The 13,700-nt window shown below is 44.9% G+C and carries 7 protein-coding genes; 4 read left to right on the top strand and 3 right to left on the bottom strand.

From position 1 onward, the window contains the following. Nucleotides 1–264 precede the first annotated feature (264 nt). Nucleotides 265–3,771, bottom strand: coding sequence for a hypothetical protein (locus K4A83_RS18800; protein WP_265266211.1), 3,507 nt, complete (start codon nucleotides 3,769–3,771; stop codon nucleotides 265–267). An 893-nt stretch (nucleotides 3,772–4,664) separates the two neighbouring features. Continuing rightward, nucleotides 4,665–5,918 (bottom strand): RNA-guided endonuclease InsQ/TnpB family protein, encoded by a 1,254-nt coding sequence (locus K4A83_RS18795; protein ID WP_265266210.1) that lies wholly within the window; start codon nucleotides 5,916–5,918, stop codon nucleotides 4,665–4,667. Nucleotides 5,919–6,653: 735 nt separating this feature from the next. Here K4A83_RS18795 and K4A83_RS18790 point away from each other — a divergent pair. From K4A83_RS18790 to K4A83_RS18775, 4 genes are all read left to right on the top strand, one after another. Beyond that, a complete protein-coding gene (locus K4A83_RS18790; RefSeq protein WP_265266209.1) occupies nucleotides 6,654–7,907 on the top strand; it encodes a glycosyltransferase in 1,254 nt (417 codons plus the stop codon). Nucleotides 7,908–8,018: 111 nt separating this feature from the next. Continuing rightward, nucleotides 8,019–8,882 carry a class I SAM-dependent methyltransferase gene (locus K4A83_RS18785; protein WP_265266208.1) on the top strand — a complete coding sequence of 288 codons (864 nt, stop codon included), beginning with the start codon at nucleotides 8,019–8,021 and terminating at the stop codon, nucleotides 8,880–8,882. Nucleotides 8,883–9,080: 198 nt separating this feature from the next. Next, nucleotides 9,081–10,253, top strand: a complete 1,173-nt coding sequence (locus K4A83_RS18780; RefSeq protein WP_265266207.1) for a glycosyltransferase family 4 protein — start codon at nucleotides 9,081–9,083, stop codon at nucleotides 10,251–10,253. Further along, the gene (locus K4A83_RS18775) at nucleotides 10,232–11,596 is read left to right on the top strand and encodes a glycosyltransferase (RefSeq protein WP_265266206.1); all 1,365 of its coding nucleotides are present in this window, start codon (nucleotides 10,232–10,234) and stop codon (nucleotides 11,594–11,596) included. The genes K4A83_RS18780 and K4A83_RS18775 overlap by 22 nt, the downstream gene beginning before the upstream one ends. A gap of 116 nt (nucleotides 11,597–11,712) precedes the next feature. Here K4A83_RS18775 and K4A83_RS18770 read toward each other — a convergent pair whose 3' ends face one another. Then, on the bottom strand, nucleotides 11,713–13,560 hold the full coding sequence (locus K4A83_RS18770) for a polysaccharide biosynthesis/export family protein (protein WP_265266205.1): 1,848 nt from the start codon (nucleotides 13,558–13,560) through the stop codon (nucleotides 11,713–11,715). Between the last annotated feature and the right edge of the window lie 140 nt (nucleotides 13,561–13,700).

Genomic DNA, 13,700 nt, shown 5'->3' with positions numbered 1-13,700 from the left:
TGCGGTCGGTACTGTGCCTCAACTGTGGTGCAGAACAAGACCGGGATGTGAATGCCAGTGTAAATATTATGGCGGCAGGGCTTGCCGACCTGAATGGACAGGCGTTAAGCAGTGTTAGACCCCAATCGGGGGCGGTTGCTTGTCTGTCTACCCATCAGGAGTCCACTTAATGTGGACAGACTGGGAATCCCCGTGCCTTTAGGCCGGGGAGGATGTCAACTCTCAAGACTTAAAAAGTTATCATGGTTGACCCAAAAATTGAGGTTAACTCGTATTTAAATGACCCATAATTGTCTGAATCCATTCCTGAATTTCCGACATCGGCAAAAATATAGGTGCAATTGTACTTAATATCTTCAATTGCGTTATGACATCAAAGGTCATAATCAGCATACTGAAAGCTTTCCAGCCAGATTTCTCAATTATCTCTAGCGATTGACTTACCAAATCAAGAGGTTCAAGTTCTAACCATTCCCTCAAATCCTTGTTCTTCAAGGCTTCTGAATGTTCTTCTAAGATATTCGGGGAATTACTATACTTACCGAACAAATCTAAGAATTTGACTTGAAACTGCCGCCAACCTAATTTAGAAATGTCTCCCTGTGGTGTTTTTATCACTTGCGCCAAGTTCTTCTGAGTCAATTGCTCTCCTGACCGCATCAACATTAAAGCAGCTTGGAGAACTTTCCATTTTTTCAACTGTCGTCTAGTCCCTACCTCTGGATTTAACTCAAAACTCTGGTAGTTTAACACTTTAATTCCTTCAGCACTCAGAAACGATAAATCTAAGTTTGTACCAATCATATAAATGGTGAAAGATTGGTCAGGGTAGAGATGCGCTCGTTGTCGTCCCACTAATTGGCGGATTTCTGCTTGCACCCTTGAACGGTAGTAATCCTGAAAACCCTCTAAAGAGCCTGTGAGGGTCAAATACTCATCCTCGACAGCCCCCACATTAGGATTAGGGGTTCCCAACGTAATGAGTAGAGGAATCCCTTTAAATTCATTACTAGAACGGTTGTGATGATGCCAGTGACCATCAATCGGCAGATATCGACAATTCTTTTTCCCGATGATGGCTGCATTAATCCCTAGTTTTCGCAGGGGTTTGCTGATCTTTTTGCTGTCTTCTGGTGAAGAAAACTCAATCCCCTCAGTGTTATACCCATGTCGCTGGAGAATCGTCTTCGTGAGAGTCTGTTGAGATTTCTGACAAGGGATAGAATACTTACTCGACCTCATGCCCTCTAGTTGCACATTGACCACCGTTAAGTTCTCAGACACCGGGGACTCTTCTTGAATTTGAATAATTTGATTCCCTTCAATTTGTAACTTGCCTGCTAAATCATCCTGTTCCGCTGTCGCATCTAACAAAACAAGGGTTTTAAATTTTTTGAGAATCTGAGGATGACTTTCTTCTAAAGTTGTTATGGATAAACTCTCACCCCTAACCCGTAAAGTTCCCGGTTTTAATTTAGCCCAAACTTTAACCAAATCTAGCAGAATATGGGGGGGGACTTTACTTAACTTCTCGTAAGTTTTCTCCTTAGCTTCATCGCGGAAAGTATCATTAGCCAGTAACGTCCCCCCGGGATACTCTGGTAAGATTTCAACGGAGTTTCGTTCTTGAATCGCTTTCTGCCAAGGAAACTGAAAGGTTTCGAGTTCTTGACAGATTTCCGCAATATTCTCAGGAGGAGACGGTAGAATTTCCCTCAATTCTTGGTCATTAAATCCCCAGCGAGATTGACTGCGAACTCGACCTAATAAAATCTGCCATAAGCCTATTTTTAAAGGTTGGAGTTCACTATAAATTTGGGGAAGTTTTTCTTCGAGTTCATTCCAGAGATAAGTAAAATCCTCTTGTTTAAACTTTTGTGTTTTCGTTGCTTGTAAACACAAGGCAGCTTCCTCCACAATACCGATAGCTTGAGAATAATCTAAAACCTCGTGAGACGGCAAGCTGTCAAGATGACAACGAATTCGCTTGGATTGTAGGGCTTGACGCAACTTCCCTAGATAGTTGTACTGTTTTTGTCCTGCCCAACAACTTTCACGGTAGTCACAACTGCGACAGATTTCTCTTCCTAAATCGTTATATCCCTTTTGATGAAGAACATTAAACCAAGGGGCATAGTAACAATTACTACTCTCTCCGAGAACTTCTCCGTCTTTTCCCGTAGCTCGACGCAATTGGGGTTGACCAGAAGGGGTGTAGTGTTCAGGGATAATCGCTAAACCATCATGGCGAGTTGGTAAATCGGTGAAATTTTCCTCAACGGCGAGGGTGGAAGGATTTCGGTGATTGGTGTCGATGTACAAAATGGGGTGAGGGGACTCTAATGAGCCGAAGGTGTGAGATTTGCCTAAACCGGGGGCAGAACAATCATGAATAAACTTCCAGCCTTGGGCTTGTAGGGTTTGGAAAACCTGAAGCCGTTGTCCGGGCTTAAAGATAATCTTGGGGGCAGGTTGACCGGGTAGAGGGGGCGGAAAAACCATGCCCGGACGATACTCAAGAGTCGGCTGCTGTTTCTTGGATTCCACCAATCCAGTCCTACCCAGTTGACTCCTGATCCAGTCCACAAGAGGTACGTTCTTTAAACGGTTTAACCAAGCTTGAGGAGTCACCATTTTGGACTTCCCTTTTAGGTAGTCTTTGGCATCAGCCCAGTAAATTTGTTCTTCTAAGTCACTGTCCCCGGGCTTGAGAGCGGATGAACTATTGGGGAGCAATTCATCAAAATCGGGTTCGGATTTGTCGAACCACTGACCCCAATTTCCCACCTTAATGTCAAGATTCCATGACATAACTAGCTCTAAAGTTTGGCAGTTGGCCTTGTAGATGTGGCGGTTGGGAATGGAGCCGGCATCGGGGAGGAGACGAATTTGGATGGGGGATTGGAGGGGGCGGTTATGGAGTCCCAGATAGGCTTTCAGGTTATGGCGGTCAAAGCGGGCGGCGGTGGCGGTGCCGATGATGATGGCTTTGGGGTTAGTACGCCAAATCATGAAGGCTGAAATTAGGGATTTTAAAGCCCCTTCCATGAGGTAAATGACTTGTACCTCTTGGTCGGGAAGTAAGGGGTCTTCCTGAGTCTTCTGGAGGTCTTCTGGGCATTGCCAGTAGAAGTAGGGGAGTTTGCTATTGGGGAGATGAGGAGAATTGCCGCCTTGGGATTTGCTGGAGAGCCAGATGTATTTACTGCCTTTGCGTTGATCTGGGGCGAGTTGGAAGGCTGTGATCTCCTGTTGAGGACTCATGGCGGCGATCGCCAAGCCATTAACACCACTCAAAGAACGGGTTCTAGGATTGACCCCAGCTAACCCTAAATGGGCAGACACAGGTTTTCGGGATTCCCAACTGATAATCCAATTCTCCCGGAACGCCACATTAATCTCAGCTTCGGTCAAACCCCGTTGGCTCAGTTGCTTACGGTGTTGGACAGATAAATCTAGTTGCTGGCTAATGTAGCGATATTCCCGATCTCGCTGTTCCGTCGAGAGAATAGGTAAAGTAGACGGCACCGCAAAAGTCTGAGTCCGTTGTCGAGTGTAGTCCTGACCTTCCACAGGAATCAAGACCGCGCCCATATCTTGCCGTAGCCAGCCGACTCGTCTCCATCCCGAGGCTACTTCATAGTCGGAAAGAACCCGCAAACACCAGACTTTCTGGATTTGCTCGACTCCATCAAAAAAGGTCTTGCAGCCGGAATCATGACCGCAGTGGGGGCAGGGATGTTGTTTGTTGGCGTATTGATGATTTTGCATGGTTTCCTCCTTAGTGGCAGGAATCTTAACCAGCACCTAGATCCGTTTCACAAGTTATGGCTGAAGTCTAGATAAATCAAGCAGTTGAGGATTTTATTCAACAGAACTTTGTCAACTGTGCCTAAACCTTGTTACACTAGCACTGGTAATTTTGGTAGGACTCTGATACCGATACCAAACCAAATCTGACAAGAATTGGGCTGGTTGGTGTTCCTCCTAAGAAAACTCGGTGTTAGCTGCGGGACAGCGTTTGGTAACTTGGTTTGGCGTTGTGAATTGATTAGCTCCTTCACCGACTAAAGTCCTCGTTTTTTCTGCTTGTCTTGGTTCTAGTTCTATGACTTTTCAGTTGGCTTGATTGTTTAGTCTAAGACTCCAAGGTTTGACTCCTTTGGTTTTCTCCTAGGTTGTACGTCTTCCACTCGGATCTTGACAGTTCGCCTTAACTGGTGCTTTTTAGACAATGCCTTATTGGGGGCTTGCTAATTAGGTTCTACTGGTTTGCTGGTTAGGATTCCTCCTTTTTTAACTAATTGGATTTACTGTTCCCACACTCACCGATGCGTCGGCGTGGTGTGGGTTTTTCTTATGGGTTGTTCTTCCTAAGAAGTGAACTACCCACCGAGCTTGCTTAATCTCCCAGTCTTTACTCTGTCTAAATACTTTCATGTTTGTCCTTCCTAGTAGTTTCTCTTGTTTGTGGTAGTTATTCGATTGGCGTTTAGCACCTTTTTGAAACTTGCGGCTGAGTTGCCGTTTTGGTCTCTTGAACAGTTATTGCTCTACTTTAAGCAAATACTGTGGACAGACTACACTATTCCTGCACCATCCATCTGGTAAGTTAGCATTGACTTGACTTAATTTGACAATCCCGCCCTTAATTGCTTCGCAATCTAACGGGCGGTTCTTAAACTCGCGTTTAAGATTTCCTGCTTCACAGATTCTTGACTAGGCCAAGCCCCCGTCAGATCATCTCCACAGGCATTTTCTGATACGCCATGCCCTAGCGTATTTTCAAGACCACGATTTCTGATCACTTGTGCTGCGGCAACATCCCGATGAGTTTTGTAACCACACTCAGGGCAATTATGTTCTCTGACATCCAGAGTCTTCCTGCCAGTTAGTGAGCCACAATTCGGACAAATCTGGGAGGTGTAATTCTTGTCTACTTCAGCAACAAACACATCTCGCTTCCATCCTACCCACTTCAGGATAGAAATAAACTGACCAAAGTCAGTATCCAAGCAATCCTTAGATAACATTCCTCTTCCCCATGACCGAAAATCAATATCCTCAATAAATATTGATTGCGCTTGGTCGCAGATGTGATGGGCTAACTTGAAATGCCAGTCCTTGCGAGTATCAGAAATCCGTTGGTGTAATCGAGCAATCTTTTGGTTTAACTTGTGTCGGTTATTAGAGCTCTTCTTTTTATTCCGTAATCTACGTTGCAGTAATTTCAACTCGCGGTGTAGTCGGTTTAAAAATCGGGGTCTTTCTACAAGTTCACCATCGGAAGTTGCTAGAAATTTACTTAACCCGAAGTCAATTCCCAAGGGATGACCATGAAATGGTACATGGGGGATATTGACATCTAATTGCATTGACAGCATCACGAAGTATCCTGATGCTCTCCTGACAATTCGGGCTTGCTTAATTTCAAATCCTTCAGGAATCTCTCTCGACTTCCTGAATTTTATCCATCCCAACTGAGGGAGCTTGATTTGATTCCCTTGAACACAATTAGCCAGCATTTGAGGATACAGGAAAGAGCGCATCCTGTATTTGTTTTTGAAGCGAGGGAAACCTAGTTTCTTAGACCGCATATCAGCTAATGCTCTATCCAGAGTCCTTAAGACCTGTTGTAAGACTTGGGCGTTGACTGATTTGAGTCTCTCACTGTTTTTCTTAGCTTCAGTTAAATGTTTGGCTTGAACGTGGTAGTTGGGGTAAGGAGTATCGGCAGGAATAATATATTCCTTTTCCAGTGAGCAAGCGTTAACACTACATTGGCGAGAGGATAACCAGTCCTTTCGCTCCCTCAAAGCAAAATTCCAGACCGAACGACAAACATCCAAGGTATTTTCGATTACCTTGATTTGGCGTTGATCTGGAATAAGCTTAAATTCGTAGGTTAAGGTCAGCATAATTGGAGTTTAACACATTCTACATAAATTTACATTATGTGTAATGATTTTCTGTTGCTCAGTTTGTTGACTGGTCAAAATTCGTCTCACCCTTAGAACCGATAGGTTCTAAGGGGAGTTCTATGAGTGACATTTCAAGATAGTTTTTACAAGTGGGTTAGTTTCATGTCATGATTATAGCAAAGACGAACGCAATTGCTATTTTTTCAATGACCCTCACCTGAAGAACACGACGTGGGGGTATCCACAAGGAGTTTTTTGATGAAGCAAATCAGTTTGAGGATATCGGATCTTGAAAAAGAACACCTAGATAGGTATTGTGAAATCACCGAGCGCAGTCAAACCGATGTCTTACGGCAGTACATAAGGAGTTTAGCTGTTTCTGGGTTATTGAATCCTATCAACAATCCTGCTATTCCCCCTGACAGTGACCCGACGGGAAAGAAGCTGTGACCTCCTCCCGACACCGATCTTGTCAAGAACTCGCACTGGAGTTCTATGAACTCTAGTGCGAGTTTGTAAAAAGCTCTAACTTGACCAGCATAAGATTTTTGAACCTACCGAAAATTTCGGGTTAAAGCCTCCCCCTTCTAGGGAGATTTTAGATTAGTTCGTTAATTCCTTTGGTACGACAGACTACTCACTGTCTATTAGGCGAAAGCTTAATAGATAAGGTAACTGGTTGACACTCTCAGGTCTAAAGACACTGAGTTTCCAAACTCCCACCCTTTTCTTATGAGTATCATGTTGTTTGATCTGTCTATCCGGGGTCATCATCCTAATTATATTCGTCATCTCATCTGCTACTGGTTAGCTCAAAATCCGGTGAGTTTGCTTTATATTGTGGTGTCTCCCCGTTTCTTAGCAGAACATCCCGAGGTGGTTCAATTAGCACATGGTGCTGATTCTATTAAGTTTGTAGCTATTACCTCTTCAGAAGAAGATGCTTTAGTGTCTCGTCAGTCTAAATGGGGTCGTCAATGGCGAAATTTTCAAGAATGGAGACTTTTACAACGCTATGCTAAACAATTACAAGTTAAACATTGTGTAATTCTTTATTTAGATACTTATATTTTATATTTAGCATTAGGACTATACTCTTTTTGTTCGCTTTCTGGTATTTATTTTCGTCCTCGTTTTCACTATTCTCAGTGGTCTGATTCTCTTATAACTCGCCGTGACTCTTTGCAAATGTCTTGGGAAAAGTACTTATTATTTCGAGTTTTGAATCAACCCAAATTTACTAAACTTTTAAGTTTAGATCCTTTTGTTGTAGACTCGGTTCGCTTGTGGTCATCTTCTTATAAAATTGTTCATATCCCTGACCCAGTAGAAGAGATTCCCCCTGTTTCGGTGCAACGAGAGCTATTTTGTCAACAATGGGGAATAGATCCTCAACGACAGATTTTTTTGCTGTTTGGTGCGTTGAATGGGAGAAAAGGGGTTTATCCTTTATTAGAGGCGATCGCACAACTGCCAGATCACTTAGCGCAAAAACTCTGTTTATTCTTAGTTGGAGAGTCTAATATAGTAGAGGATCTCAACGCTAGAATTGACTCTCTTTGCCAAAATCACCCCGTCCAAATCCTTCGACACTATCAATTTATCCGTCACTCAGACGTTCCGCCATATTTCCACCTCGCTGATGTTGTTTTAGCCCCCTATCAGCGTCATGTTGGTATGAGTGGGATTTTATTATTCGCTGCGGCCACTCAAAAACCAGTTCTGAGTTCTAATTATGGCTTAATGGGTCAAATCGTTGAACGTTATGAATTAGGTTTAACTATAGATAGTAGTCAACCTAGTCAAATTGCTCAAGGATTAACTGAATTTTTAACTGATTCCTCCCTACGAGATAGGATTCATTCCTGTTCACAAAATCAATCAGAAGGAAGGAAAATCTGGGGAAATCCCAGTAAAATGGCAGATTTAGTCAGTCAACATTCCCCGGAACGTTTTGCCGCTACTGTTTTTCATCAACTTTTCTAAACTTTAGGGATTTTGGGCTAATACCTTGATTAGAATAGATTGACAATCCGCGCTCTTGCCTAGACCGGGCTGTTATGCTTCCACATTACTTGGTCAATTGAGGTGACTTCTATGAGCTTAAAAGTTAAAATTTCCTCTAAAGAACAACGAACAGTTGAGCAAATTACTGAACATTATTTAATTGAAAAACAATTGGCTCAAAAATTACTAAATTCTACTGTTGAACAGCGACAAAAAGAGCATTTATATACCAAATTATATGATGAACTTTATCAAAAAGTGCCTCATCACTCTCAATTAACTCGTCAAGTCACCGATGAAAGTAAATCCATTTGGAAAAAGCATTTAAAAGTCATTACTGAGTTCTTAACTCCCCAGACTGTCTTTTTAGAAGTGGGTCCAGGGCGTTGTGATTTTTCGAGGGAAGTTTCTAGATATGTACAGAAAGTTTACGCTGTTGATGTTTCTCCAGAGTTGACTCAAGATTTACAACTACCGGGAAATGTTGAGGTCATTATTTCTGATGGTTGTACTATTCCTGTTCCAGAGGAAAGTATTGATTTGATTTATAGTCATCAGTTAATGGAACATTTACATCCTGATGACGCTATTGCCCAATTAGAGAATATTTATAAAGCTCTTAAATCCGGTGGTCTTTATGTTTGTATTACCCCCCATGCTTTATCGGGTCCTCATGATATTTCTAAATATTTTGATGAAGTGGCTACGGGTTTTCATCTCAAAGAGTACAGGATTTCTGAACTGACTAAATTATTTCATGCTGCGGGTTTTTCTCAGGTCTTTTTGCGTAAGATTTCGTCGAAGTTTACCTTGCAGATTCCTCTGATTTTACCTGTTCGATTGCTCATTGAAGCACTAGAAAAATTATTAGGGTATTTACCTTATAGTCAGCGTCGTTGGATAGCTGAAAAGTCTCTAATTTTTAGAACGATTACTTTAGTTGGAGTTCGGTAATAGATAGACCAACTCACTTAATAACTTAGTAAAAATCAGATGAAAGACCGTAATTATTAACCTTGACTATTTCTGGTAATAAACAAAATTTAGGTCTATAGAGAGAAACTAATTTAATGTTTACGCAGTCTTTCTGGTTTTGACCTGTTGGGTTACGCTGTCACTGTACCCAACCTACAGATACCCATTTTTGATCTTATGAAAAAATTGAGGATTGCTTGGTTATTAACCTCTGCTTTTTATTATTGGCAACCTACCATGAAGAGTCTTAGTCAACTCTTTGCTGAAACTAAGGTATTCACAAGTCGTTGGCATGGTTATGCACCGGGGTTAGAAAATAGCTTTCAGGTGGAAGTAGTGGGAGAAAGAAAAATTGTTTCTCTCACTAAATCTGAACAAAGTTATGGCGATAATTTTACTTATCTTCCCTTGACCATTATTAAACCCTTATTTACATTTAAACCTGATGTCATTTTTTCCAATTCCTTTGGGATGTGGACGCTGTTAGTTTTACTGCTAAAACCCATCATGAGATGGCGAGTCGTAATTGCTTATGAGGGGAGTTCTCCGGGGGTGGATTATCGTCATTCTGCTCCCCGTTTGGCACTGCGTCGAATGATGGTGAGTTTGGCTGATGCTTGTATTAGTAATAGTCAACGGGGAGGTGATTATTTAAAAACGGTGTTAAATTGTCCTCCTGAACAACTGTTTGTCCATCCTTATGAAGTACCGCTTCCTCATATTTTAGCGGTTGAAAGCCCTGCCCCTGATGAGAGTTTAACTAATAGGGTGAAGCCCCCTTTAAAAAATGATTCAGCTTGTGTTTTTCTCTTCGTTGGGGGCGTTATTGCGCGCAAAGGGTTAAATTTCCTGTTAGAAGCTTGTCGTCAGTTAGAGAGCCAAGAAAAGGGCAATTATGAACTTTGGGTGGTGGGAGATGGTGGGCAAAAGGCGGATTTAGAATGCTGGAGTGAGGAGCAAGGATTAAAGGAACGGATTCGTTGGTGGGGTCGTGTAGACTATGCTGGATTGGGGTCTTATTTTCATCAGGCTGATGTCTTTATTTTTCCGACGTTAGAGGATACTTGGGGTATGGTAGTTTTAGAGGCTTTAGTCTGTGGAAAACCCGTTTTGTGTTCCCAATTGGCAGGGGCTTGTGAATTAATTCAAGAGGGAAAAAATGGCTTTATTTTTGACCCCAGAGAACCACAAATTTTAGCTCAGAAAATGGCTCAATTTTTGGAACAACCGAGTTTAGCGGCTATTTTAGGAGAACAAGCTAAAACTCTGATGGAACAATATAGTCCAGAACAAGCTGCCCAATTTCTAGGTCGTGTTGCTGAAACCCTATGTCCCCTATCCACCCCTTAAAAATTCTGCTCTCAGCCTATGCTTGTCGCCCCGGGGAGGGGTCAGAGCCTGCCATTGGTTGGAATTTAGCTCAAGCGTTGGTCAAAGAGCATGAGGTGTGGATTCTCACGCGGGAAAGTAATCGTCCGGCAATTACGACTGCTTTAGAGGAGCAGCCTTGTCCGGGTTTGACGGTGTTATATTGTGATCTCCCTCCCTTCCTCCAACCGCTTCAATTGCAAAGGAAGCTGGTGCATTTGCATTATTACTACTGGCAAATTGTGGCCTATCAGAAAGTGCGCCAACTTTACTCCGAAGTGGGTTGGGATTGTATTCATCATGTTACCTATGTGAAGTATTGGAGTCCGAGCTTTTTAGCATTGTTACCTGTGCCGTTTATTTGGGGGCCGGTGGGTGGGGGTGAGGTGATTCCTTCGGGTTTTCGGTCTACGTTTAGTCTACGGGGTCAATTTTATGAACTGTTTCGAGATGTTGCCCGTGGACTGGGGGAGTTAGATCCTTTTGTTAAATTAACAGCCCAGCGCAGTGAGATCGCTTTTGCCACTACGGAAGAAACCGCCCAACGTTTACGCATTTTAGGGGCGGAGAGGGTGGAAGTTCTCTCCCAGTTGGCGTTATCTGGGGCTGAGATTGACCTATTTCCCTCGTTTGCGGTGGGGAGTAAGGGGATAGGGGGGACTCCTGACGCTGGGTCGATGCCATCTTCTAATGCCTCGGTTTATTCCGAATCGGGCGCAAACGTTGCGCCCCTACTATCGACACCCTCCCTCCATGAACCATCCCTTTGGGAGAAGGGAGAGGTATTGAGTGGGGGGCAGGTAATCCTCAGTATTGGTCGTTTGTTGCACTGGAAGGGCTTTCATTTAGGGCTACAAGCTTTTGCGAGAGCGGATCTGCCTGAGACTATTCACTATTGGCTGATTGGTGAGGGTCCTGAGAAGCGGCGTCTGCAAAAATTAGCTGACTCTTTAGGTTTGGAGCAACGGGTTAAATTTTGCGGGAAACTCCCCCGAGGAGAAATTCTCCCACTTCTTCAGCAGGGATTGGCTTTGCTACACCCTAGTTTGCATGAGTCGGGGGGCATGGTGTGTTTGGAGGCGATGGCAATGGGGTGTCCGGTCATTTGCTTGGATTTAGGAGGGCCGGGTTTATTGGTGACTCCGGAGACGGGGTATAAAATTCCGGCTGTTTCTCCTGAGCAGGCGATCGCCGATCTCGCTCACGCTCTTACAACAGTCGCCCAAAACCCCCAACAGCGTCAAGACTTGGGAGATGCGGCACAACAGCGGGTTCAAGGGGACTATAGTATGCAGGCTAAACTCTCAAAACTCAATTATTTTTAATGTGAGCGAAAGATTCCCGTTAGATCCGATAGGGTTAGCGGGAGATGTAAGCGAATCAGCTAACAGAACTGAGTGATAGCGAATCGAAAGATATTGCCATTCCTTGTCAACCTGCGTTAATTAAAAATGTTGAAAATGCGTAGGGGAAAGAGAAATAGCCCCAAAGTCTGATCTAAGGGGCGGGTAATTTCCGATAGGGTATCCGAAACGGTGGCGAGGGTAGAACGACGGACTAAAATCACATCGTTGTTGCGCAGGGCGGGGTTATTGTCGTCGTTAATGGGAGCGCCAAAATCAATCTCAATGGTACGCCGAGTGACGGTTCCGTTGGGATTTAAGCGGACTAATTCCACCGAACGGGTGTGCGCTCGTATATTAAACCCTCCGGCTTCGACAATGGCTTGATTTAAGGGGGTATTGGGGGGGATTCTCAAGGCTCCATTGCCTCGAATTTCGCCCACGACCCGCACGCCAATGGTATCGGGGGAGAAACTGGCTTCAGCGATTTGGATGGCTTCTTCTGGGTTTAATTCTGGGGCTATGGGGACAAAAACGGTATCGCCTTCTTGTAGGACTACATCTTGTAAGGAATCTCCTTCTCGTAATAATTCCCAGAGATTGACTTCGACAATCCGTTCTTCTTCCAAGTTGGTGCGGCGACGAATCTGGATTCTGCGGATATCGGCTTGGGGTTTAATTCCTCCAGCGACTTGAATCGCTCGGGTGACGGTGGGGGGAACTCCTGCCATGCCGCCTCCCCCGGGGAGTCCGGCTGCCCCGGTGCGGGCCGCTCCGGTGACGGTGTAGGGACCGGGGCGAAAGACTTCCCCAATCACCACGATGTTTAGGGGGCGTTCGGCGTTGGCGTTAAAGCTAATGGTGGGAATGCGGGACATTTCGGCTAAGTTGGTTTCGGTGACGGTGGGGAGAAAGATGGTGTCGCCATCTCGCAGGGTGGGGTCATTGGCACGGTTGCCCTGTTGTACAAAGTCCCACAGGTTGGCTCGAATGATTTTATCGGGGGCGTTGCGTTGGGGGCGACGGATTTCTACGGCGCTGAGGTTGGCGAGTTGGGTAATTCCTCCGGCGGTATTGAGGGCTTGGGTGAGGGTGGGGAATAAGGAGCCTTGACGTTCCATGGTATAGGAGCCTGGACGGTTGACTTCTCCGGCTAGACTGACGCGCACGGAACGGGTGTTGAGGAGGCGGATGGTCACTTGGGGCTGCCGGAGGATGCGCCGATTTTCGTAGGCATTGGCGATCGCCTGACTGGCTTCTTCTAGGGTCATTCCTTGTAGGGAAAGGGAGCCGAGTTGGGGTAAGTTGACCATGCCGTTGACGAGAATTTCGTGCTGTCCACTGTATTGGGGAACTTGGAAGATTTCAATACTAATCTGATCCCCTGCTCCTAGGGTGTAGGGATCTTCTAGGCGCTCTTCTCTCAGGGTGGGTAGGGGGTCTAAGGAGGGAACAGTGGCCCGGGGACGTTCTAGCAGGGTGACTCTTACCGGGGGATTCTCTAAGAGTTGGGCGGATTGGTAGACTTGGGCGATCGCCCCTTCCACTTGTTCAAGGGTCATGCCTAAGATAAATAGGTTGCCTACCCCGATCAGTTCAATACTGCCCATGGGCTGGAGAATGGCTTCAGTGTTGTATTGGGGGCTGGTTAAAAATTGAATGCCTAGGCGATCGCCCACTCCTACTCGTAATTCCGAAGTCGCTTGGCTGATCAGGAATGGTGGGGGGGCAGATTCTTGGCTGATTTCGACGGGGGGTAAGGGAAGGTTGACCTCTTCATTTTTCTGGGTTGGCGTTAATTCCCTCGCCCCCCCATGCAAACTCTCCCCCGGAAGGGAGGCTAGGGTGGGATGATGTCCACTGGAATTGAGAATAATCCATCCACCTATTGTGAAAATCGATATCTTGAGGAAGTGGCTCATGCTGGATGCGACGGAAAGATTCATTGACATCCTCCGGCCGTCCTAAAGGACGGGGATTCCTAAACCTCACGATTTAGGTTTCTGCTTCATAGCACCAGCCTTCACAGATTTACTCTGTTCGGGTCTTACGGTCGCTCCACAGACTGACACCGCTAGTCCAGCGG

It is taken from the genome of Spirulina subsalsa FACHB-351 (genome assembly GCF_026130165.1).
Lineage (GTDB): Bacteria > Cyanobacteriota > Cyanobacteriia > Cyanobacteriales > Spirulinaceae > Spirulina_A > Spirulina_A subsalsa_A.
Note: the sequence above shows the minus strand (reverse complement) of the source record. Positions and strands in the feature narration are given on the sequence as shown.

Bases quoted from the DNA above. Each gene is read 5' to 3' on its own strand.
- K4A83_RS18790 (WP_265266209.1), top strand. From the start codon at position 6,654: ATGAGTATCATGTTGTTTGATCTGTCTATCCGGGGTCATCATCCTAAT.
- K4A83_RS18775 (WP_265266206.1), top strand. From the start codon at position 10,232: ATGTCCCCTATCCACCCCTTAAAAATTCTGCTCTCAGCCTATGCTTGT.
- K4A83_RS18780 (WP_265266207.1), top strand. From the start codon at position 9,081: ATGAAAAAATTGAGGATTGCTTGGTTATTAACCTCTGCTTTTTATTAT.
- K4A83_RS18770 (WP_265266205.1), bottom strand. From the start codon at position 13,560: ATGAATCTTTCCGTCGCATCCAGCATGAGCCACTTCCTCAAGATATCG.
- K4A83_RS18795 (WP_265266210.1), bottom strand. From the start codon at position 5,918: ATGCTGACCTTAACCTACGAATTTAAGCTTATTCCAGATCAACGCCAA.
- K4A83_RS18800 (WP_265266211.1), bottom strand. From the start codon at position 3,771: ATGCAAAATCATCAATACGCCAACAAACAACATCCCTGCCCCCACTGC.
- K4A83_RS18785 (WP_265266208.1), top strand. From the start codon at position 8,019: ATGAGCTTAAAAGTTAAAATTTCCTCTAAAGAACAACGAACAGTTGAG.